Source organism: Marinobacter sp. M-5 (assembly GCF_032911545.1).
GTDB lineage: Bacteria > Pseudomonadota > Gammaproteobacteria > Pseudomonadales > Oleiphilaceae > Marinobacter > Marinobacter goseongensis.
In genome coordinates this window covers 1,124,582-1,146,747 of record NZ_JAWJEK010000001.1, presented here as the reverse complement: position 1 = coordinate 1,146,747, position 22,166 = coordinate 1,124,582, and the positions used below count along the sequence as shown (strand labels likewise).

The 22,166-nt window shown below is 61.9% G+C and carries 23 protein-coding genes; 7 read left to right on the top strand and 16 right to left on the bottom strand.

What is annotated here, in order from left to right:
• Positions 1 to 5 precede the first annotated feature (5 nt).
• The 5 genes from R0125_RS05265 to R0125_RS05245 are packed head-to-tail and all read left to right on the top strand — an operon-like array spanning position 6 to position 6,024.
• Positions 6 to 953, top strand: a complete 948-nt coding sequence (locus R0125_RS05265) for a DUF58 domain-containing protein (RefSeq protein ID WP_317237413.1) — start codon at positions 6 to 8, stop codon at positions 951 to 953.
• Positions 953 to 1,420 carry a DUF4381 domain-containing protein gene (locus R0125_RS05260; protein ID WP_248183994.1) on the top strand — a complete coding sequence of 156 codons (468 nt, stop codon included), beginning with the start codon at positions 953 to 955 and terminating at the stop codon, positions 1,418 to 1,420. Before R0125_RS05265 ends, R0125_RS05260 begins: the two co-directional genes overlap by 1 nt.
• Entirely contained in the window at positions 1,414 to 2,454 is a 1,041-nt protein-coding gene (locus R0125_RS05255; protein ID WP_248183993.1) for a vWA domain-containing protein, read from the top strand. The genes R0125_RS05260 and R0125_RS05255 overlap by 7 nt, the downstream gene beginning before the upstream one ends.
• Positions 2,447 to 4,273, top strand: a complete 1,827-nt coding sequence (locus R0125_RS05250) for a vWA domain-containing protein (RefSeq protein ID WP_317237412.1) — start codon at positions 2,447 to 2,449, stop codon at positions 4,271 to 4,273. The genes R0125_RS05255 and R0125_RS05250 overlap by 8 nt, the downstream gene beginning before the upstream one ends.
• A complete protein-coding gene (locus R0125_RS05245) occupies positions 4,267 to 6,024 on the top strand; it encodes a BatD family protein (protein ID WP_317237411.1) in 1,758 nt (585 codons plus the stop codon). The genes R0125_RS05250 and R0125_RS05245 overlap by 7 nt, the downstream gene beginning before the upstream one ends.
• Positions 6,025 to 6,045: 21 nt before the next feature.
• On the opposite strand, the gene ccmI is transcribed toward R0125_RS05245, so the two are convergent.
• Genes ccmI through ccmA form a run of 9 tightly spaced genes read right to left on the bottom strand, consistent with a single transcriptional unit; the run spans position 6,046 to position 13,254 of the window.
• Positions 6,046 to 7,326 (bottom strand): c-type cytochrome biogenesis protein CcmI, encoded by a 1,281-nt coding sequence (ccmI, locus tag R0125_RS05240; protein WP_317237410.1) that lies wholly within the window; start codon positions 7,324 to 7,326, stop codon positions 6,046 to 6,048.
• 41 nt (positions 7,327 to 7,367) lie between these two features.
• Positions 7,368 to 7,850, bottom strand: a complete 483-nt coding sequence (locus R0125_RS05235) for a cytochrome c-type biogenesis protein (protein WP_248183987.1) — start codon at positions 7,848 to 7,850, stop codon at positions 7,368 to 7,370.
• On the bottom strand, positions 7,850 to 8,386 hold the full coding sequence (locus R0125_RS05230) for a DsbE family thiol:disulfide interchange protein (RefSeq protein WP_317237409.1): 537 nt from the start codon (positions 8,384 to 8,386) through the stop codon (positions 7,850 to 7,852). The genes R0125_RS05235 and R0125_RS05230 overlap by 1 nt, the downstream gene beginning before the upstream one ends.
• Positions 8,383 to 10,380: a heme lyase CcmF/NrfE family subunit gene (locus R0125_RS05225; RefSeq protein WP_317237408.1), complete on the bottom strand. Its 1,998-nt coding sequence runs from the start codon at positions 10,378 to 10,380 to the stop codon at positions 8,383 to 8,385. The genes R0125_RS05230 and R0125_RS05225 overlap by 4 nt, the downstream gene beginning before the upstream one ends.
• A gap of 35 nt (positions 10,381 to 10,415) precedes the next feature.
• Positions 10,416 to 10,889, bottom strand: a complete 474-nt coding sequence (gene ccmE / locus R0125_RS05220; protein WP_248183983.1) for a cytochrome c maturation protein CcmE — start codon at positions 10,887 to 10,889, stop codon at positions 10,416 to 10,418.
• A gap of 14 nt (positions 10,890 to 10,903) precedes the next feature.
• On the bottom strand, positions 10,904 to 11,143 hold the full coding sequence (ccmD, locus tag R0125_RS05215; RefSeq protein ID WP_248183982.1) for a heme exporter protein CcmD: 240 nt from the start codon (positions 11,141 to 11,143) through the stop codon (positions 10,904 to 10,906).
• A gap of 4 nt (positions 11,144 to 11,147) precedes the next feature.
• Positions 11,148 to 11,891, bottom strand: coding sequence for a heme ABC transporter permease (locus R0125_RS05210; RefSeq protein ID WP_248183981.1), 744 nt, complete (start codon positions 11,889 to 11,891; stop codon positions 11,148 to 11,150).
• Between the two features lie 15 nt (positions 11,892 to 11,906).
• Positions 11,907 to 12,632, bottom strand: coding sequence for a heme exporter protein CcmB (ccmB, locus tag R0125_RS05205; protein ID WP_248183980.1), 726 nt, complete (start codon positions 12,630 to 12,632; stop codon positions 11,907 to 11,909).
• On the bottom strand, positions 12,622 to 13,254 hold the full coding sequence (gene ccmA / locus R0125_RS05200) for a cytochrome c biogenesis heme-transporting ATPase CcmA (RefSeq protein ID WP_317237406.1): 633 nt from the start codon (positions 13,252 to 13,254) through the stop codon (positions 12,622 to 12,624). Before ccmA ends, ccmB begins: the two co-directional genes overlap by 11 nt.
• Before the next feature lie 184 nt (positions 13,255 to 13,438).
• On the opposite strand from ccmA, the gene R0125_RS05195 reads away from it, so the two are divergent.
• Together R0125_RS05195 and R0125_RS05190 are read left to right on the top strand one after the other, a co-directional pair.
• Complete coding sequence (locus R0125_RS05195; RefSeq protein ID WP_317237405.1) at positions 13,439 to 14,785, top strand: flagellar hook-length control protein FliK; 1,347 nt, start codon at positions 13,439 to 13,441, stop codon at positions 14,783 to 14,785.
• Positions 14,782 to 15,099: an EscU/YscU/HrcU family type III secretion system export apparatus switch protein gene (locus tag R0125_RS05190; RefSeq protein ID WP_317237404.1), complete on the top strand. Its 318-nt coding sequence runs from the start codon at positions 14,782 to 14,784 to the stop codon at positions 15,097 to 15,099. The genes R0125_RS05195 and R0125_RS05190 overlap by 4 nt, the downstream gene beginning before the upstream one ends.
• Here the strand turns inward: R0125_RS05190 and R0125_RS05185 are convergent.
• The 7 genes from R0125_RS05185 to motD all read right to left on the bottom strand — a co-directional run bounded on the left by R0125_RS05185 (position 15,096) and on the right by motD (position 22,165).
• On the bottom strand, positions 15,096 to 16,202 hold the full coding sequence (locus R0125_RS05185; protein WP_317237403.1) for an AAA family ATPase: 1,107 nt from the start codon (positions 16,200 to 16,202) through the stop codon (positions 15,096 to 15,098). The genes R0125_RS05190 and R0125_RS05185 overlap by 4 nt on opposite strands.
• Positions 16,202 to 18,478 carry an ATPase, T2SS/T4P/T4SS family gene (locus R0125_RS05180; protein WP_317237402.1) on the bottom strand — a complete coding sequence of 759 codons (2,277 nt, stop codon included), beginning with the start codon at positions 18,476 to 18,478 and terminating at the stop codon, positions 16,202 to 16,204. The genes R0125_RS05185 and R0125_RS05180 overlap by 1 nt, the downstream gene beginning before the upstream one ends.
• A gap of 26 nt (positions 18,479 to 18,504) precedes the next feature.
• Positions 18,505 to 18,897 carry a DUF2802 domain-containing protein gene (locus R0125_RS05175; RefSeq protein ID WP_248183973.1) on the bottom strand — a complete coding sequence of 131 codons (393 nt, stop codon included), beginning with the start codon at positions 18,895 to 18,897 and terminating at the stop codon, positions 18,505 to 18,507.
• A 73-nt stretch (positions 18,898 to 18,970) separates the two neighbouring features.
• On the bottom strand, positions 18,971 to 19,459 hold the full coding sequence (locus R0125_RS05170; RefSeq protein ID WP_317237401.1) for a chemotaxis protein CheW: 489 nt from the start codon (positions 19,457 to 19,459) through the stop codon (positions 18,971 to 18,973).
• 129 nt (positions 19,460 to 19,588) lie between these two features.
• On the bottom strand, positions 19,589 to 20,365 hold the full coding sequence (locus tag R0125_RS05165) for a chemotaxis protein CheW (protein ID WP_317237400.1): 777 nt from the start codon (positions 20,363 to 20,365) through the stop codon (positions 19,589 to 19,591).
• Positions 20,358 to 21,155, bottom strand: coding sequence for a ParA family protein (locus tag R0125_RS05160; protein WP_248183970.1), 798 nt, complete (start codon positions 21,153 to 21,155; stop codon positions 20,358 to 20,360). Before R0125_RS05160 ends, R0125_RS05165 begins: the two co-directional genes overlap by 8 nt.
• Positions 21,156 to 21,382: 227 nt before the next feature.
• Positions 21,383 to 22,165, bottom strand: a complete 783-nt coding sequence (gene motD / locus R0125_RS05155) for a flagellar motor protein MotD (protein WP_248183968.1) — start codon at positions 22,163 to 22,165, stop codon at positions 21,383 to 21,385.
• Between the last annotated feature and the right edge of the window lies 1 nt (position 22,166).

Genomic DNA, 22,166 nt, shown 5'->3' with positions numbered 1-22,166 from the left:
ACGCAATGATGCTTTCGCCTCACGCCACCCATATCGACCTGCCCGCGCTGATCCGCCTTCAGGCGGACGCCAGGGCCCTGAAGCTGCCAGCCGCGCGGCCGGTGCGCAGTCAGCAGGCCGGCCTGCAGAGGTCTCCACAACGGGGCAGAGGCATGGCATTCGCGGAGGTGCGGCAGTATCAGCCGGGTGATGACATCCGCAGCATAGACTGGCGGGTGACCGCCCGCCGCCAGGCCCCCCATACAAAGCTATACGAGGAGGAACGGGAGCGCCCGGTTCTGCTGCTTTGTGATCTCGGGCCCACCCTGTTTTTTGCCAGCACAGGGGCCTACAAACAGGTACGCTGCGCGCAAATGGCCGGCATTCTGTCCTGGCTGGCGCTGTGGTCCGGAGATCAGGTCGGGGGCATTGTATTCAACGGCCGGGAGCTGACCGTGCAGCGCCCTGCCCGACGCAAAAAATCCGTGCTGCAACTGCTCGACACCCTGGCGAAACAACAGAGGCTACCGGACAACCCGCAAGCGCCGGATGTGCGGGCAACCGCGCTGACGGCCAATCTGGATACCGCGCTTGGCGAGGCCCGACGCGTTGCCCACACCGGCAGCCGCATCTTTGTGATCAGCGATTTCCTCAACCTCACCGCGGATACCCCCCGACTGCTGGGCGCTCTGGCCCGGCACAATGCCGTCAGTGCCCTGCGCATTGCCGACCCGTTGGAGCTGGAGCTGCCGGATAGCGGGCGCTTCGCCGTGGCCGGTGAGGAAGGCCCGGTGTGGTTCGATGCCGGCAATCCTGCATTTCAGCAGGCCTGGCACGACAAAGTGGCGCATCACGAAGCCGATCTTGCCGACTGTTTCCGAACCGGAGGGGTCCGGCCAGCGACCGTAATGACCGGCGATGAGCCGGCCATCGTGCTGCAATCCCTGCTTGGCCCCAGAGGGAGGATCGGCTGATGGAACAGGATCCGCTGAGCCAGCTTCGGGATATCCAGCTTCCCGAAACCGGCGGCTTCTGGCCCCCGGCACCGGGCTGGTGGCTGCTCCTGGTTCTGGTGCTGATCGCACTGATGGCCCTCTTCCTGATGATCCGTCGCCGCCGGCGCAGACACCGCTGGTTGCGGATTGCGCGCCGGGAGCTGGACCTGCTTGCCCGGTCCCGCACCGCCTCTCCCGAGTGGTTTGCCCAACTCAATGCCCTGCTGAAACAGTGTGCCCGCACACGCTACCCCACGGAGCGCCCGGAGGCCATGAGCGGCGATCAGTGGGCGGACTTCCTGTTGAAAACCAGTCCGCAAGACCGGGTGGCGTCGCGGCCTGCCGTTGAGGCCATGATCACCAGCAGCTGGCAACCGACAGCGTCGGCGGATCCGGACAGCGCTATCGCGTTCGCACGGGCGTGGCTTGGGGGTCAGTCATGCTGAGTCTTGCCTATCCCTGGGTGTTGCTGTTGGTGCTGGCGCCGCTGTTGGTCCGCCTGGTCCGGCGCTCGGGGCAATCGGTCGACGCACCGGTGCTGCCCGTCGGGCACTGGCTGTCGGATCTCCCCGGGGTTAGCCGCAGTGGCAGCCGCTTGCCCTGGTGGCAGGGTGTGTTTCTGCTGCTTGCCTGGCTGTTGCTGGTGGTAGCGGCAGCGCGCCCTCAACACGTGGGTGAGCCCGTGCAAATGCCGGTCAGCGGCCGCGACCTGCTATTGGCAGTGGATATCTCACCCAGTATGGATGAGCAGGACATGATCATTCAGGGCCGCGGCATCAACCGCCTGCAGGCGGTCAAGCGGGTGGTGGATGACTTTATCCAGCGTCGCGAAGGGGATCGCCTGGGCCTCCTGCTGTTCGGCACTGAACCCTATATCCAGGCGCCGCTGACCTTCGATCTGGCGACCGTACGCACACTGCTGAATGAAGCCGGAATCGGCATGGCCGGTCGCGCCACCGCCATCGGCGATGCTATCGGACTCGCGGTCAAACGATTGCGAGACCGCCCTCAGGAGCAGCGCGTGGTGATCCTGCTGACCGATGGCGCCAACACCGCCGGTGAGATCACCCCCGACAAGGCCACCGAAATTGCCAAGGCAACCGGTGTGCGCATCTACACCATCGGCATTGGCGCCGAATCCATGATCCAGCGCGGTTTGCTGGGCTCCCGCCAGGTGAACCCGTCACGGGATCTCGATGAAGCCCTGCTGGAACGCATGGCCGAGCAGACCGGCGGCGAGTTCTTCCGCGCCCGCAGCCTGCCGGAACTGGAGATGATCTACCAGAGTATTGATCAGCTCGAACCCATTGAGCTTGAGGGCAAACATTACCGCCCGGTGACGGACCTGTTCGTCTGGCCGGCTGCCGCGGCGGTCTTGGTCTGGCTGTTATTACAGGCACTCAAACTGGCGCGGGTGGCGGGCGTACGCAATCCCGATAATCCGCGTCAGCGGGGACAACGGAGGCCGCGCCATGGCTGACTTCCACTTCCTGCGCCCGCTGTGGCTGTTGCTCCTTCTGGCCATTCCATTCCTGCCAGTGATGTTCCGCAAGGCGCGCCAGAGTGACAGCGGCTGGGCACGCATCATCCCGGATCGGTTGCTGCGCCCGGTCATCACCCGCCATGGTCAGTCCAGCGGGCACAGCCGGTCACCCTTGCTGGTGGCCGCCGCAGCGCTGCTCGTTCTGACCATTGCGCTGGCAGGGCCCGCCTGGCGTCAGGTGCCAACGCCGCTGCAGCAACAGAATGACAGCCTGGTGGTGGTACTGGATTTGTCGTTGTCGATGCTGGCCACGGACGTGGAGCCCGATCGTCTGACCCTGGCAAAGCGCAAGATCCGCGACATTCTCGATCAGCGGGAAGGCAGCCTCACCGCCCTGGTGGTGTATGCGGCGGACGCCCACGCTGTCAGCCCTCTGACGGACGACCGCAACACTATCGTCGGCTTGCTCGATGTGCTCGATCCGGTGATCATGCCGGCGCCCGGAAACCGGGCCGATCTCGGCGTTGCGCGGGGGCTGGCGTTGCTGGAACAGGGTGCCCCCGGGGACGGTCAGCTGCTGCTGTTGACCGATAATGTCAACGACCGCTACCAGGACCAGATCACGGAAACCCTTCGAGACAGCCCGTTCCCACTGAGCACCCTGATCGTCGGCACTGCGGAAGGTGGCCCCATTCCGTTACCCAAACAGGGCTTTATCCGCGAAAACGGCAGTATCGTCATGGCCAAGGCCAGTCCGTCGGCATTGCAGCAATTGGCCAGCCGCAACGGTGGCCGTAGCCAGCGCCTCACCATCGACGACACCGACATCAATAACCTGCGCCTGCGGTCCGAAGACGCCGGGGAGTGGCAGGACAGCGAGCGGGATCTCACCGTCAATCGCTTTCAGGACGACGGTTACTGGCTGCTATGGCTGGCCCTGCCGCTGATTCTGATCGGGTGGCGTAAAGGCGCCCTTGCCCTGATGTTGTTCACTCTGCTGCCACTGGCACCCAGGCCCGCAATGGCACTGAGCTGGGCAGAACTCTGGGCGCGCGAAGACCAACGGGCACCTGCAATGATCGCCGAAGACCCGGCAAGCGCTGCCACGGAACTGGAGAATCCGGAGTGGCGCGGCAGCGCACACTACCGGAATCAGGATTACGAGGCCGCGGCGGAAGCGTTCGACCGCGCCGCCACGCCGCGGGCCGATTACAATCGCGGTAACGCTCTGGCCCGCGCCGGCAAACTGGAAGAAGCGATCAAGGCCTATGACGACGCGCTGGACGCAGAACCCGACATGGAAGATGCCCGTGTCAACCGGGATCTGGTGGAGCAACTGCTGAACCAGCAGCAGTCAGAAAACCAGTCCGGGGACGGCGACCAGGACCCGGACAATCAGAACAGCGACGATAATGGGAGCGACAGCGACCAGAATCAACAAGGCAATGACAGCAACAACGGTGAACAGGATCCCGACAGCCAGCAGGGCGACCAGACTGGCCAGGAGAGTGGCCAGGAAAGCAGCGAAGAAACCGGCGAGCAGCAGAATAGCCAGAGTGGTGCGCCGTCAGACCAGGAGAATGGCAACGAGCCACCACAGCAGCCCTCTGGCACCGAAAAGTCTGCCACGGCGAATGACGCCAACGGCCAGCAGCAACCGGCGCCGGCAGAATTGACCGAAGCGCCCCTGACTCAGGGCCAGGAGCAGTGGCTGAGGCGGATTCCGGACGATCCGGGCGGACTGTTACGGCGGAAATTCCTGCAGCAGTACCAGCAACGAGATACTCAATCCGACGAGGGTGATACCCCATGGTAAACCGGCTTGCGACCCCCTTCTTCCTGACCGCCATGCTGTTCTGCCTGGCGTGGCCCGCCTGGGCCGAGAATGAACTCACGGTAGAGCCGGACAGAGCACAACTCTACGAGGGCGAGGTGCTCACGCTCAATGTGCGGGGCAGCATGAAGATCGACATCAACCTCGGCAACCTGTTCGATCTGGACATTTCCAACCTGCCGTCACCGGACATCGAAAAAGTCGAGGAAGACTTCGAGATTCTCGGGCGCAACCAGCGCTATAGCATCCGCACCGTCAACAATGAAATGGTGGGCGAAATCACTTGGACCTTCGAGCTGGCGCCTAAGACCACCGGCAGGCTGACCATCCCGGCCCTGACCTTCCAGGACGCCCAATCAGAACCGGTGGATATCAATGTGATGAGCGGAAGTCCACCGCAGCAGGACAGCGAGGAACCGCGGGACAGTTTCATTGAGCTGTCCACTGACAAAGACGAGGTGTTCGTTCAGGAACAGCTGGTGCTGACCATCAAGCTGTTTTTCAGCGGCAATTTGATCCGTGGCGAATTGTCCGAACCCGAGCACCCGAACGCGATCATTGAAACTCTGGGCAAACAGCGGGAGTACAGCCGCTACCGCGACGGCGCACGCTTTCGCGTGGTGGAGCGGCGTTACGCGATCTATCCCCAGCAGCCCGGGGAATTCACCCTCAATACTATCCGCTTCGAGGGGCGGGCACGCACCCCGGACGGCCAACTCAAGTTCCTGCGTGACAGCGAGGACCTGTTCGATATCCCGGTGAAAGCCATACCCGCCAGTTTCAGCGGTGATACCTGGTTGCCGGCGCGCAGCCTGGAGCTGACAGAGTCCGGGCTGCCCGAAAACCAGACACTGACCACCGGCCAGAATCTGACCCGCACACTGGCACTGAAGGCGGAGGGATTGCCCGCAGAAACGCTGCCACCGTTTACGGAAATGGACGTGCCGGGCATCCGCACCTACCCGGAAACCCCCGAACGGAACACCGACGCCACCGGCGACGGCCTCACCTCTAGCCTGACACAGACCACGGCCATGGTGCCCGTGCAGCCAGGCAACCTGATTGTGCCGGAGATACGCATTGCGTGGTGGGACACCGAGGCGGATGAGGAAAAATACGCCGTGATTCCTGCTCGAACCCTGGCCGTGAAGGCACCACCGGGTCAGGCACCGGCGCCGTCACCCCGCCAGGACAAAAAGCCGGATACAGGCGCCGACACCGCCCAGCAAGCTGCCCCGGCCATGCCGGGGAGTTCCGGTTTCTGGCCGTGGCTCAGTCTGATTCTGGCCCTGGCCTGGCTGGTAACAGCGGGCTTGTGGTGGCGCACAAGGGGCAAAAAGGATGCGGGGCAGCGCGGCCAGCCGTTGGCCACCGACGAAGGCGAGAAAGTCCTGTTCGAGCAGCTGTGCAAAGCGGCCACCACCGGATCCTCGAACACCCTCAGGCTGCTGCCGCAATGGGCGAACCGGCATTTTTCCCACCGCAGTGGTATCGACCACCCGTTTGACAGCGTTGCCGAGGTCACAGCCCATGTGGGCGATGCGCGCCTGAGTGAACAGCTTGAGGCCCTGCAGCGCCACCTGTTTGGCAAGCCCGGGCAAGAACAGGAACCGTGGCACGGTTCAGCGCTGGTCGCCGCCCTCAGGCGGGTTCGCGGCGATCGTGCTTCCCTCGCCAGCCAGGCAGACAGCCTGCCTCCGCTGTACCCGGAAGGGCTGACCGGTCACTCGTGAGCCCGGGCCTGACGGCCGGCTTCAGTCCCGCAGCTGGTGGTCAATCACCAGGGTTGCAGCGACCTCCCGGTTATCGGTCACGGCAACCGGATCCGTCACTACACCCTGCCAGTCGCCTTCCTGGGCCTTCGCCGTACCGGACGGCGACAGGCGAGCCACCAGCAAGACTTCGGCGGCTTCCGACACGCGGTTTTCCGGCGACATGGTGTAGCGGTCGTCAAGTCGGATGTCCGCTGGCAGATCCCCTGCGGTCAGACGCGCCACCGCTAGCGGAACGCGATTCTCCCGATCCGTGCTGCGGGCAAACACAAACAGCGTGGTGTCATCGGGGATCTGTCCTTCGAAGGCTTCCGTCAACTCAACCCGTACCGTCACACCGGGTCCGTTGGCCTCTGCGACCTCCTGTTCTGGCGCATCCCGGCCGAGTCGTTGATAGGCCTCGCGGATGCCCTCGCGAATGGACGCGATCTGCGGATGATCTGGTGCCACGTCGACAATGCGTTCCCAATAGCCTACAGCCTGTTCGTAGTTTTCCCCGCTGAACGCGGAGATGCCCAGCAGACCCAGTGCATTGACCTCGTCCGGATTCAGCGCTCGCGCCTTGCCGATCGCTCGGGTGACGTCATCGTTCAGTGCGCCCTGACTGTTAAAGAACAGCGCCTGGGCAGACAGCCCCCAGGCCGTGGCTTCGGACTGTTGGTCATCCTGCACCTGGCCGGCCAGCTGTTCAAACGCCCAGGCTGCATCCTCGTATTGCTCCAGACGCATGTAGCTGCGCCCGAGCATGGCCCAGCCCTCGGTATTGTCAGGCTTGGCTGCCAGGCGTTCCCGCAATTGTTCGGTGAGCCGGGTCATCTGCTGAACACGGTCGCCAGAGGAGGCCGTCATTTCCTGCATCGCACGGTACTGCGCAACGTCCTCCATGGCGCCCCACTGCTGGTACATGTACACCGCAGCCGCAGGCACCGCCAAAAAACTCAGCAGGGCAATGACCAGGGCGCTGCGGCGTCCCCGCCCCGGCGTAACCCCACCCGCCGAGCCATTGTCAGCGTCAGGGACATCGTCCAGCATGCTGCCCGCCAGCTCTTCGCGCAGTTGCCGGTAATTCTCTTCATCGAGAATGCCGGCCTGGTATTCGCTGTCGAGCTCCTCCATGCGGGAACGATAGGCCATCAGATTCTGATTACGCAGATCCAGTTGGGCGCGACGATCCGCGCGGTGCGAAAACAGCGGCCAGATAATGAAAGCCAGCGACAGGCATATCAGCGCTGCGGCGAGTATCCAGAATAAAGTATCAGTCATAGGAGTTTCGTAACGTGTTGGAAGGGAGTGGAAACATCAGATCAGGAGTGGCTGTTCCGGTCTTCGCCGGCCAGCAACCGGCTGACCCGGGCCTGCTCCTCGGAAGTAAGGCTGGCGCCCTGCTCACCGCGGCGGCGCGACCGTATCACAATGCCGCCGACCACCAGCAGGCCGATACCCACGGTAATGGCGGGTGTCGCCCACAGTAAAAAGGTACGACGGTCCACCTCCGGGTTGTAGCGCACAAACTCGCCGAAGCGATCCACCAGGGCACCGACAATGGCGTCGTCTGACGCGCCATCCTGCATCATCAGGTAGACCGCATCCCGCATGTCCTTTGAGATCGGTGCATTGGAGTCGGCAATGTTCTGATTCTGACACTTCGGGCAACGCAGCTCGGATATCAACTCGCGGTAGCGCTGCTCCTCCGCCAGGTTATCAAAGCCCTGGACGTTCGCCTCGTCGGCGGACACCGTCTGTGGCAGCATCGCCAGCAGCAGACACATGGCAAACCACCGGGCCATCACGCGCCCTCCCGGTATCGAGTCACCAGCGGTTCCAGGTCTTCTTTCCAGACCTTTTCATTCACCACCCCGACATGGCGGTGCCGCACAATGCCCTCGGCGTCAATCACGTAGGTTTCCGGCGCGCCGTAGACGCCCAGATCAAAGCCCAGCGTACCCCGGGGGTCGTAAAGGGTCACCGCATAGGGGTCACCCAGGCGCTCCAGCCAGACCAGCGCATCTTCGCGATTGTCCTTGTAGTTTAGGCCGATAATACGCACGCCCTTGTCCTCCGCCAGCCACAACAGGTCGTCGTGCTCGTCGCGGCAGGCGGGGCACCAGGTGCCCCACACGTTCAACAGAGACACCTCGCCCCTGAAAACCTCACCGTCCAGTTGCCGCTCAGCGTCAGCGAGATCGGACAGGTTAAAAGCTGGCACGGGTTTGCCAATCAACGCAGATTCCAGCCGATTGGGATCTTTGCCGATACCTGCGAAAAGCACCACGCCAAGCACGATGACCAGAATCACCGGCAAAAACAGGAACAGGCGCTTCATGACAGCGCCTCCGCCGCGTCGCCCCGGGGCTCGGGCGTAGTGGCGGCGCGCTTCTCAGTAGCCTTGTCGCGGACACGATAGCGCCGGTCCGCGATGGCCAGGAAGCCGCCGGCGGCCATGAAAATCGAACCCAACCACAGCCAGCGCACCAGCGGCTTGTATTGCAGCCGGATCGCCCAGGCGTCGTCGCTGATGCGCTCACCGACCGCGACAAACACATCGCGGAACAGTCCGGCGTCAATGCCTGCCTCGGTCATGACGCTGCGCTGCACGAGGTACTGGCGTTTTTCCGGATGCAGGATCGAGACAGCATCTCCGTCCAGCGACACTACAAAAGTGCCATACTGGGCGGAAAAATTGCGGCCCTGGCGATCCCCGATCTCGATAAACTCGACCTGGTAATCCCCCACCATCGCGGTGTCACCCGGACTCATGCGCACATCACGTTCGATCCCGTAATTGGAAACCACGGTGGCACCGGCCATGGTGATGGCCATGCCCAGATGCCCCAGCACCATGCCGTAATAGCTCCGGGACTGGCGCTTGAGGCCATACAGCCGCCCTTTTCTGGACGCCGATTTGTCCCACAGATCCCAGAGGGTCGCGACCGATACCCACACCGCTGCGAAACAGCCCATGAAGGCCCAGGGCTTGAATCCACCATAGACCACCATCAAAACGGTGGTTACCAGCAGGCTGACCGCCAGCGGCCACAACAATTTACGACCCAGCCAGCCCCCGTCGGTTTTCTTCCAGCGCGAGAACACTCCGGCGCCCATCAGCAATCCGGTCGCCACGGCCAGCGGGCTGAAGGTGAGATTGAAGAATGGCTCACCGATGGACAACCGCCCCATGTCCAGGTAATCCAGCACCAGCGGGTACAGGGTTCCGATCAGAACCAGCAGTGTGGCAGCCACCAGCAGCACGTTGTTCAACAGCAGGAAAATCTCCCGCGACATCGAGCCGTAGCGGGAACGGACATGCACGACCGGGGCACGAACCGCGTAAAGTATCAGGCTCGATACAATGGTGATGGCCAGCAGCGCCAGCAGGAAAGTACCGCGCTCAGGGTCGGAAGCAAACGCATGCACCGAGGTCAGTACACCGGAGCGGACCAGGAAGGTGCCCAGCAGGCTCAGCGAGAAGGTGACGATGGCCAGCAGTACCGTCCAGCTCTTGAACACACCGCGTTTTTCCGTCACTGCAAGCGAATGCATCAGTGCAGTGCCCGACAGCCAGGGCAGCAACGAGGCGTTTTCAACCGGATCCCAGAACCACCAGCCGCCCCAGCCAAGCTCGTAATAAGCCCACCAGCTGCCGAGAGCAATGCCCAGCGACAGAAAGGCCCAGGCCACCGTGGTCCAGGGGCGCGACCAGCGAGCCCAGGCCGCATCCAGCTTGCCATTGATCAGCGCGGCGATGGCGAATGCAAAGGCAACCGAGAAGCCCACATACCCCATGTACAGCATCGGCGGGTGGACGATCAGCCCGAAATCCTGCAGCAGCGGATTCAGATCGTTGCCGTCTGCCGGCACGTTCGGCAGCATCCGGTCAAACGGGTTGGACGTCAGGATGGTGAACAGCAGGAAACCCACGGTGATCATGCCCATCACCGCCAGTACCTGGGCAATCATCACCGACGGCAAGCGGCGGCTGAACACCGCGACGGCAAGCGTCCAGCCTGCCAGCATCAGAATCCACAGCAACAGTGAGCCTTCATGGCCGCCCCAGACCGCACTGAACTTATAGTACCAGGGCAGCATACTGTTGCTGTTATTGGCGACATAGGCCACGGAGAAGTCATCAATCAGGAAGGCGTAGGTGAGAATCGCGAAGGCAATGGCGACGAACACGAACAAGCCGGCCGAGAGCGGGCGTGCAAACGCCTGCAGATTATCCCGGCCGGTTACCGAGCCCGCCAGCGGGACCACAGAAAGAAGCACAGCAAGTAGTAGCGCAAGTATCAGCGCAAACTGTCCGAGTTCCGGATACATCAGACCTCTCCCAACGTCAGCAAATAGAAATCGTCTCAGTAGGCCGTGTCTGCGCTACTGCTGTCACCGGCCTTGAGCTTTGCCGCCGAAGCTCTTTCCAGGGCTTCGGCCACTTCCGGTGGCATGTAATTCTCGTCGTGTTTCGCCAGCACCTGATCGGCCACAAACCGGCCATTGTCGGCCATCCGGCCCATGGCGACGACTCCCTGCCCTTCGGCAAACAAGTCCGGCAGAATGCCGGTGTATTCCACCAGCACGGACGCATTGAAATCGGTGACCTTGAACTCCACCTTCAGGCTCTCCGGGTCCCGCAGTACCGATCCTTCCTCGACCATACCGCCGGCTCGGATTCTGACATCCAGCGGCGCTTCACCGGCCGCGATCTGGCTGGGGTCGTAGAACAGGTTGATATTCTGGCGCAGGGCATAGGTCGTCAGCCCGACAGCAACGGCAATCCCTGCCAGTAGAAACAGCACAATGGTCAGTCGTTTTCTTCGAATCGGATGCATCGGTTTCCTGCCGTTCAGTCTTGAGATTCGTGAACCCGGTTGAAGCTTGCGCCAACCGCGGCCTGGGGGGTAGCAGACTGACCAGCCGCAGCGCGGGCCATGTCGCGGCGCTGGGCAGACACCACCCGGCGGCGCTGCAGCAGTGACCAGTAAACCAGCGCCCCCAGCAACAAAAAGAACACACCATAACAGGTCCAGACATAGGGACCGTGGCCTTCCATGACGATAAGCGCAGTCAGAGAATCAAACGCCATGTGATCAGTTACCCTCCGCCTGCACCAGCTCTTTAACCCAGCGGGTACGGCGTTCGCGAATGAGTATTTCCGTTTGCATGCGCAGGCAGGCAAACCAGCCAAAAATCAGATAAAGCCCCAGCACCGACAGTAAAAGAGGCACCCACATTTCCATGGGCATGGAGGGCTTTTCCGTCAGCTTGAACGTGGCGGGCTGGTGCAGCGTATTCCACCACTCAACGGAATACTTGATGATAGGTATATTCACCACCCCCACCAGCACCAGAACCGCCACCGCCCGCGCCGAGGATTTCTCATCGGAAATCGCCGCGCCCAGGGCGATGACACCGAAATACAGAAACAACAGAATCAGCATTGACGTCAACCGTGCGTCCCAGATCCACCAGGTGCCCCAGGTGGGCTTGCCCCAGACCGCTCCGGTAAACAGAGCCAGGAACGTGAGCACCGCACCGACCGGCGCCGCCGCTTTGACAAACACGTCCGCCAGCTTCATCCGCCAGACCAGAGTGACCAGCGCCGCCGACGCCATCATGACGTATACGGATTGGGCCAGAAAGGCGGATGGCACGTGGATGAAGATAATCCGGTAGCTGTTCCCCTGCAGGTAATCCTTAGGGGCAAACGCCAGCCCCCACACCAGGCCGGCAAACAACAGCAACGCCCCGCCCCACAGCAGCCAGGGCATCAGCCTGGTCGCAATACCGAAGAACCACTTTGGCGAGCCCAGCTTGTGAAAGAATTGCCACATCCGGTGATACCTTTTTTAACTGTTTGACAGACTGATTCGCAATGCCGCCGCCGACGCGAACGGAGCCAGCGTCAGAGCGAGCACCAGAAATGCTCCCAGCAGCGCCATGTAACCGCCCACCGGCGCACCGTCCGTCGCCGCTGCCACCGTGCCAGTGCCGAAAATAAGCACGGGAATGTACAGCGGAATAATCAGCAGAGACAAGAGCACGCCGGCCGACCTCAAACCCAGGGTGAGCGCGGCACCAATGGCGCCGATCAGGCTCAGCACCGGCGTACCGATCAGCAGCGTTAGACATAAAACCGCAATAGAGTTCCCGTCCAGATGTACCATCACCCCGAGAAGAGGCGCCAGCAACACCAGCGGCAGTCCGGTCAGCACCCAGTGCGCCAGAGTTTTAGCCAGCACCAACAGGAACAGTGGCTGCGGCTGCAATACCAGTTGCTCCAGCGTGCCGTCGTCAAAATCGTGGCGGAACAGGTGATCCAGAGACAGCAACACCGAGAGTAACGCTGCCACCCACAGGATACCGCTACCGGCCTGCTGGAGAAATGACACTTCCGGACTGACCCCGAGCGGAAACAGCGACACGACCATGACAAAAAACAGCAGCGGATTCAGCAGATCCTGGCGCTGACGGAAAGCGGTCTTGAGATCCCTCAGGAAAACGGCTTTCATCGCGGGGAGCACGCCGATCGCCTCATGGGCCAGACGCAGGCGCACGCGAGCATCAGAAGCCATCGCCACCCCCCAGGGATATCCGCTGCATCGAGGGCAACCGGAGGTCATGGTGCGTGGTCACCACGATTGCGCCGCCCTCTTGAGCCCGTTGCACCAGCAGGCTCTCAAGCGCTTCCACGCCGTCCATATCAATCGCTGTGAACACTTCATCGAGAATCCACAATGGCTCGTCGGCAATCAGCAGCCGCGCCAGCGCTACCCGGCGTTGCTGGCCGGCCGACAGCCGGCGACAGGGCACATCCTCAAAGCCGTACAGGCCGGTACCGGCCAGTGCCTGCATCAGCACGACGTCACTCACGGTTTTTCGTCCGGCCATCAGCGCCCGCAGGTTCTCGAGCGGTGTCAACAGCGGCTTGATGCCCGGCCGGTGGCCGATGTAGAGCATGTTATGGAGAAATTCTTCACGCCGGTGTGCACGGGGCTCGCCGAGCCAGTGCAGGCCTCCGGACCAGGCGTCGTTCAGGCCCGCCAAAATCCGCAACAGGGTCGTTTTACCGGAACCGTTGGGGCCCTCGACACGGGTCAGGGTACCGGGCAGTATGGAGAAACAGAGATCCCGGAACAGTATCCGGTCGTCACGCTCACACTGCAGATTCATGGCCTGTAACAACGGCTCAGACATCAGGGCCCCAGATTTTGCACAACACGGGTCGCGGAGATCCGTCGTTGCAAACATTCGATTCTGCTTCCTCATCATCAACGGGTTGAGGGAAAACAGAGGTTTCAGGCAGGCAATGGTTACCGGCGCGGCGTATTATAACGAAACCGTGCCTTGAATACTCTTGTCCGGAATCAAATCGATACAGATGAAATTACCAAACGGTAACCCCACACCACCGCCAACCGGCGACCAGCCCCGACCGCTGGCGTCGACCGCTGGCCGTGAGCCCCAACAAACGACGACGGCTGTGTCTGCACGCCAGCAGCTGGACCAGTTGAAGGTGGCGAACCGGGAAACACTGCTTGCCCGTGTTGCCGAGGTGATAAACCGCCAGCCTGGTGCCGGGGCGCAACTGTTGCTGGAGGTACGAGGGCGTACCCTACCCGTACAGGCGGCGGTGGGGGAGACCGCGCTGGAGCCCGGTGACTGGGTGAAGATCATGCGGGCCGGAAATGAGCTGCAGTTGCTGGGCAAACTGGCACCGGCCCAGGAAGCCGGCATCGCCCGCGCGCTTGCGCAACGGCTGCCCTGGCAGCAAAGCATCGACGCCGGGCTGGTGCGAATCCTCGCCAGTCTGGCACAGGGCATGCGCCCGGACGCCGGCGGCAGCGCGCCGCCCTCGGCGCTAAAGCCACAACCCCTGCCCGCCCCGGTGCGCCAGGCGATTGAGCAACTGCTCAGTCGCCTGCCGGTCAGCACCAATCTCGCCACCCCGGGTACCAGCAACGAAGCCGGCCAGCAGGTGCGCCAGTGGATCGCCGAAAGTGGGCTGTTCGCAGAAGCGCGACTGGCCCAGTCCCGCGATCCTGCACTTCCGGACCTGAAGCTGGCCCTGGCCCGCATCATCACCACCCTTCTGACGCAACAGGGCAATGGCCCGGAACAGTTCAACCGGCTGACAGCCCTCGCAACTCCCGCGCTGATTCAGGCCCCGCTGCAATTTCCCAACGCACTGGCCCCGCCGCCGCCACAGAGCGCCACCGAGCCGGCAACGGTGGGCCAGATGCTGCGCCTGCTGGCCGGCATGCTGAACCGGATCACAGTAAACCAGTTGCACAGCCAGGTATTGTCCACTCGCACCACGGCAGACGCACCGGCGCCGACGACAACGCTGTTGCTGGAGCTGCCCTGGGTAACACCACAGAACGAGCCCCGGCTTGCCCAGTTGCGAATCGAACACGAACGCCAGGATGAAGGCAGTGCTGGCACCAAACGCGCCGCCGGCATTGCCGAGTGGCGGCTGTCTCTGGCCATGGATCTGGACGATGCGGGCCCGGTTCACTTTGATGTGGCACTGCGCCAGCAACAGGTGTCTGCCAGAGTGTGGGCCGAGAAGCAGGCCACTCTGGCCCACGTGCAACAGTCGCTACCCTCGTTACGCCAGAGCCTGTCGGAACTGGGCCTGGAGGTCACCGACCTGGAGTGCCGCCGGGGCAACCCCAAGGGCGCTACCACGCGACTGGAACACCGTTTAGTGGATACCCGAGCATGACAGAAGACAAGCACAAACAGGCCGCCAATGCGGCGGTAGCGCTGAAGTATGACGGCAAGACCGCACCCACTATTGCCGCCACCGGCACCCATGAGCTGGCCGAGGAAATCATCCGGATTGCCCGGGAACACAACGTGCCGCTCTACGAAAACCCTGAACTGGCCAGCATTCTGGCGCGCCTCGACCTGAACGAGGAGATACCGGAAACCCTGTACCAGATCATCGCGGAAATTCTGGCCTTTGCCTTCAACCTGCAGGGTAAGACGCCCGAGGACGCCGGCAAAGCTCCCGCGCCCGGCAGCCAGACACCTTAGCCCTGAATCACGGACCGTAACGACCACGCCTGCCGCCAGTTGTCTGCTTTGCGAGGTGACACAGCGGTCTCGAAATAGTGGCGAAGTCGGCGGCGATCGTCGGGCTGGTCCTTGAGAGCGGAGCCCACGATGTGGTGCATCAGGTGCTCCATCGTCATGGCGCCGCCGCCGAAATACCAGGCGTTCAGACAGGCGGCGTGCCCGACCGACACAGCTTCTGCGGTGGACAGTGCCGAGCCGGCAAGGCGATCCGTGCTGCGCCCGTCTACCGACTGGCCATTGCGTAACTCATGGAACATGGTCACCAGCACCTCGATCACCTGCGGGTCCACCTCAACGGTGACACCCGCCTTCAGGTTTTGCTTACGAATCTCCCGAAGCACAACCTCCATCTCGTCGTCCACCCGGCGGATCGGCCGGATCTCCTCAAAATCCATACGCCGCTTGAGGGCCGCACTCATGGTGTGTACGCCCTCATCAATGCTGTTGGAGGTTGCCAGCAGGTTAAACCCCTCACGAGCGAACACCACGCCGTCGTCACCAGGCAATTCCGGGATAACCACAACGCGGTCCGACAACACCGACAACAGTGCATCCTGCAGCGCTTGCGGGCATCGCGCTATTTCCTCAAACCGGACCAGACGTCCCTCAATCATGCCCCGTAACAGCGGGCTCGGCACCAGGGCTTTGAGGCACGGGCCCTCGCTTTGCAGGATGGCCTCATTCCAGCCATACAACAGCTGGCCAACCTGGCTCACTGCCCCGCCCTGCAGGGTCAGGGTGGAGCTGCCGGAGACTGCGGCCGCAATCAATTCCGACAACCAGGACTTGGCCGTACCCGGCTCACCCACCAGCAAGCAACCCCGGCTGGTGCAAAGCGAGACCACAATACGACGAACGATTGCCGGGTCCGCCACAAATTTTCGTTCAATACCGAGCTTGTCGTCGCCGAGCACAAAGCGCTCCACCGATCGGGGCGACATCTGCCAGCCCGGCGGTACCGGGCCATCATCCTGCGCAATCAGTCGGCCCAGCTCCCCGGCATAACTGACCTCCGCCGGATCCCTCTGGGCGGCTCTTACTGATGTAATGTTATCACCCATCACACGACCCTCCTGCCGCCACGAAGCTCCGGAGCCATGCGTTCCCGCGGGAGAATACGCGGCACCTCGGACAACGGGATGACACCTTCAATGACATGATCAAGCGCACTGTCACGCATGGTGATCAGTCCCGCATCAAGCGCCCGCCAGCGCAACTCGCCAATGGGAGGCTGACTGGAAATCGCGTTGCGGATATCTGCATCCACCTCCATATACTCGACAACGGCCACCCGTCCGTGCGTGCCGGCTCCGTTGCAGTGGCCGCAGCCGGTACCGGCGAAACACCGGAAGTTGGCCGGTGTGCCCTCCGGAAACAACTCGGCCAGAATGGCCGGATCCGCTTCCGCAGGCTGCCGGCAATGGGTACAGATGCGCTTGGCCAGGCGCTGAGCAATCACCGCCATCAGCTCACCGGCCATAGAATTCGGATGCACACCCAGGTCATACAGTCGCTGGAGTGAGTCTACGGCATCGTTACAATGCAGCGTGGAAAGCACCACATGACCGGTCTGGGACGCACGAATCGCCTCCAGTGCGGTTTCCTGGTCACGAATTTCGCCCACCAGAATCACATCCGGGTCTTCCCGCACGAACGCCCGCATGGCATCGGCGAAGCTGAAGCCGATATCCGCCCGCACGCGGGTCTGCTGGACATTATCGATGGCGTATTCGATGGGATCCTCCACCGTGATCACTTTGCGGCGACCGTCGTCAGCGAGGTTCTGCAGGCCGGCGTAAAGTGTTGTGGACTTGCCGGACCCGGTGGGCCCGACCACAAGCAGCAGGCCCGCCGGGTTATTCAGCAGGCGCTGATAGCGCGCGCCGATCACTGACGATATCCCCAAATCTGCAATGGTCATGGCTCTGCCGGTCTGGGGCAGCAGCCGGATGATGGCATGCTCGCCATGAAGTGACGGCTGGGTCTGGATTCGCAGATCGTATTGCGCATCACCCAGCTGCAACCGGGAGCGTCCGCCCTGGGGTAACCGATGCTCGGCAATATTGAGCTCGGCTCGGAGCTTGATGACGTTGATGACCCCCTTTATTTCCCGGGGCGACAGTTGATACTGGGACAAATCGTGCAAATCACCGTCCGTTCGCAGGCGGATGCGAACGCGATTGTCATATTGTTCAATGTGGATATCGCTGGCCCGCGCACTCACCGCGTCCAGAAGAATGGCTTCGTAAACAGAGACCAGATAGGGACTGATGCTGTCATCGCCCGTGCCGATGAGGTCGTTCGCGGTGCGGGCCCCTGTGGTGTCAGCGCCTGAATCCGATGATGCGTGATCGGCCACGAAGCGGTTGCCCCGGGTCGTCAGGTCCAGTGACGTCCACAAGCGGCGGAAATCCGTCGGTGTCACCAGCTGGCACTCGATTTCCTGATCGGGGCTCATGCGTTCCAGCTGATCGGTGCGTGCATCGGGATCGTCAGTGACCAACGTTAGCTTGCCCTCGTTTGATGCCACCGGAATCAGCCGTGACAGGTCGAGAAACGTTCGGGAAAAACGGCGGAACAGCTCCGGCTCCAGCTTTGGCAGCAGCTGATCGGCATCCATCAGGGTCATGCCCCGTTGCTGCGCCAGTGAGCGGTACAAACCGGACTCTTCCAGGTTCAGCCTGTTTCTGAGCACATCCAGCAAACGGCGGTTCTCGGCTGCTGCCTCGATTTTGGCCGACGCCAGGGTTTTCTCATCGACCATACCGAGATCAATCAGCACCTGTTCCGAGTTCCGATTGAAGTCCACCCAACCGAGAGTACGTGCCCGCTCCAGCTTGCCCGCCTTCCGCACGAACATGGCGAGACTGGGTACCGGCCCTGCGCGGCCTTCAAGACAGATCAGGTGCCCCCCATCCACCAGGTAGTTCACCATTGCCTCGCGACTCACCGAAAAGGTGGTACAGATGATGGTATCGCAGGGGGTATCGAGCTCAAGACCGTCCTCCAGCGGTGACGCAATGACCTCGATGTTGTGTAATCCGAGTCGTTGGAACCGCGCTTTCGCCGCATCAGCCACCAGCACATTCCGGTCGACATAAAACACCCGCCGTGCCAGCGCGGCCAGCACAGCGGCGAGATAGCCGGAGCCACCCCCCACATGCATGACCTGCTGATCGGGCTCGACTTCAGGAATAAGCGCCAGAATGTGGCGGACAGTTTCTTCGCGGGGGATGGAGTGGCCGGTTATGGAATGAACCAGATCGGCACCGGCGACAAATTCAGGGCGGCGAACAGCAGCGAGGGCCTCGAGGGCCCTGGGGTATAAGTGTTTCATGCAGCGACATCCGTAACGTCATCAGGTCACGCGGCCTGCCGTTTTCGCAACGCAGAGACCAGCTCGGCTTCGGGACGGGAAATACCGCACGTGTTCATAAGATCGTCGATATCCGCGCCGAGATCAACCAGGCGTGATGCTTCGTCGTAAGAAATTCTCAGGGGATCGTTCTGGCGCATCTCGTCCAGCGCGCCGCGCAGTTCGTGCAGCTGACGCTCACAGGTCACCAGGCGCTGGCCCACGCCCATGCTGCCGCTGGTGGTCGCGTGGAGTTCGCGACCGAGGGTGTCGCACCGCTGCTTGAGCTGACTGCGCAGGCGGCGAAGCTCACGGCGCGACAGGATACCCTGAGCGGCCAGCAGCGCAATAACGACGGTGGTCATAATCCAGGGGATCAGGGAAGCGTATTCTGCAAACATGATGAACGTCCTCAGCTAGGTTAAGCCACGGGAGCGTTCATCATGCCGGCCTGCTCCGAAAAAGGTTCGGAGGTTACAGTGACGCGATTTCAGCCCACTCGTGGTCTGACAACATCTTGTCGAACTCGACCAGAATGATCAGTTCGCCATCTTTATTGCACACGCCCTGAATAAACTTGGCGCTTTCCTCGTTACCCACGTTCGGTGCGGTTTCAATATCACTGGACTTCAGGTACACCACCTCGGCCACGGAATCCACCAGGATGCCCATCACCTGGTTGGCCGATTCCATCACCACGATCCGGGTGGCGTCGGTCACTTCCGAATCCGCCAGGCCGAAGCGGCGACGGGTATCGATGACGGTGACCACGTTGCCCCGCAGGTTGATGATGCCGAGCACGTAATCCGGCGCACCCGGTACCGGGGCAATTTCCGTGTATCTCAGTACTTCCTGAATCTGCATGACGTTCAGGCCGTAGGTCTCGTCATCCAGGCGGAAGGTCACGTACTGGAGTACCTGATCGTCCTGGGCCTGATGTTGTTGTCCGCTCGGGGATGCCATAGCGTTATGTCTCCTCTGTGGCTGCCCGGCGGGCAACCTGATCGTCAAAAAATCATCATCAGTGCCCAATACTATAGTTAAGGGCACAAACCGTGCCAGCACAGCACGGTATCAATCCGTAACGTCTTGTCAGCTCAGATCCAGGTGGTGTTCGCGCTCGGCGCGCACCAGCAGATCGGCCATGGTGCGCACATCAATCAACGCGCACATGTGATTGACAACGGTACCCGCCAGCCAGGGGCGTTTGCTGCGGGCGGTGCGCCAGCGCACTTCGTCCGGCTTCAGGGTGAACGACTGGGCCACATCGTCACAGGCCAGACCCCACTCACTGTTGTCCAACCGGATCACAAAGCGGTAGTTCTCCCGCGCATTCGGCGGCACACGGCCGGCCATGATCCACTCGGCGGTGTCCACCACCCTCAGGTTCTGATCCCGATCGGCACGGATCCCCATGTACCAGCGGGGGCTGCCCGGAATCGGTTTAATGTTCTCTTCAATACGGTGGATGGCACCCAGCAGAATCAGTGGTACCGCCAACTGCAAGCCCGCCACGGTAAATATCAGGCACTCGAACGGCTGCCCCGACCATTCCGGGCGCGACGGCGGCACTGCCGGCTCCTCCGGTTGCTGCGGCAAAGGCTCGGCCCTGGGCACAGGTTCTGCCACTTTTCTGGCAGCAGGCTCAGGTGCCGGGGATACCGCCACAGGCTCGATCTCGACCGCCTGCGCCTCCTGCGCCTCCTGTACCTCCTGCACCTCTTGAGAATCTGCGACTGTCTGGATTTCCCGAATCTCTTCGACGTCCGCCTCGCGTGCCGTATCGGTTGCGGTGTGCAGCAACTCGTCCAGATAACTGGCAATGGCGCTGGCGGGATCCGCCAGCTTCGTCAAATTATCGTCAGCCATGTTTATGCTCCCGCCCAGCTCCGGTTGTCGCCAGCAGATCATCCAACAGGTGACTGTAAGCCCGCACGCCATGGGTACCGGCGTCCAGCGACGACGGCACCACACCGGCCTGGCTGGCATCGCGGAATTTGGTGTCAACCGGGATGGCGAATCGCCACAGGGTGTCCGGGTAGGTCTTGCGAAGCAGGTTCAGGCTTTTGACGGAAGCCTGGGTGCGGCGATCAAACATGGTGGGCACAATGGTGTAGGCCAGCTCGTTCTTCTGAGAGCGCATCACCATTTGAAGGGTATGCAGCATACGCTCCAGGCCCTTGATCGCCAGAAATTCCGTTTGCACCGGAATGACCAGATACTGCGCGGCGGCCAGGGCGTTCACCATCAGCACCCCCAGTGACGGGGTGTTATCGAGGATCACGTAGTCGAAATCGTCCCACAGCTGGGCCAGCGCCCGGGAGATAATCAGCCCCATACCCTCAACGCCGACCATGCGCCGCTCCAATGTTGCCAGCGCAGTGCTGGCTGGCAGCAACGAGACTCCTGAGCAACTGGTTTCGGTGACCAGCTGGGCCGGCAGGCCTTCGGGCACTTTGCCCTGATGTTGAAACAGATCGAACACACTGTGGGCGAGGGTGTCAGGGTCGTATCCGAACCAGCTGGTCAGTGAGCCATGGGGGTCCAGATCCACCACCAGCACACGCTTTCCTCGCCCGGCCAGCAACCCGGCCAGCGCCACCACCGAAGTGGTTTTTCCGACACCGCCTTTCTGATTGGCTACCGCCCAGATTCGCACGTTACGCTCTCCACTCAACCTTTCCCGGTCATGCTGACACACAAAGCCCCGGCCCTACCTCAAAGTATCGGCCATACAAGGGACAACTTGAACAACTCCGGCAAGGTTTTGCCGAAACGGATTATCCGGGAGAGTAAATACAGAAACTGTGCCAACCTTCCTGTACGCATATGCCACCGTGACGCTGACGTGCTTGCGGCAAAAACTGTCAGACGAGGTCCGGCCGTTCAGCGCATGGCGCCGCGGACGCTGGCATCGCGGGAGATCATCAGCACCACACGCCGGTTGCGGCGCCGGCCTTCTTCGGTATCGTTACGGGCAACCGGTTGATGCTGGCCGTAACCGACGGCCGCCAGCCGCTCCGCCTCGACGCCTTCCATGGTCAGGATACGCACCACCGCGGCAGCACGGGCCGTCGACAGTTCCCAGTTGGAGGGAAACGCATTGGTGCGGATGGGGCGGTTGTCGGTGAATCCCTCCACCTTGACTGCGTTGTCACGATTGCGCAGCACCCCGGCGATCTTCGCCACCACGTCAAAGCCATCGTAATGGGGTTCGGCAGCGCCACTGCTGAACAGCAGGCTGTCGGGCAGGTTGAGCTCCAGCCAGCGCTCATTGGTCTCCAGCGTCACAACGCCCTGGGTGATCAGTTCGTCAAACTCCAGCGCCAGCTGATCGGCCATGGCCCGCAGGGCCTCGGTTCTGCCCTCCTCACTGACGTCCGGATTGCGCGGTGCTTCGGTGACTTCCGGAATGATCACGTCATCGGCGGAAGCGGCGTCTCCCTGACGCGGCTGGTTGCCCACGGCAATGGGCTCGAAGGAGCGCTGGGGCACATTGAACACACCGGTCAGGGTCTCGGAGAGTACCTTGTACTTGCCTTCGTTCACCGACGATACCGAATACATCACCACAAAAAACGCGAACAACAGGGTGATGAAATCGGCGTACGAGATCAGCCAACGCTCTTTGTTGTGGAGATCTTCCTCGGTCTGCCTGCGTCGCCGCATA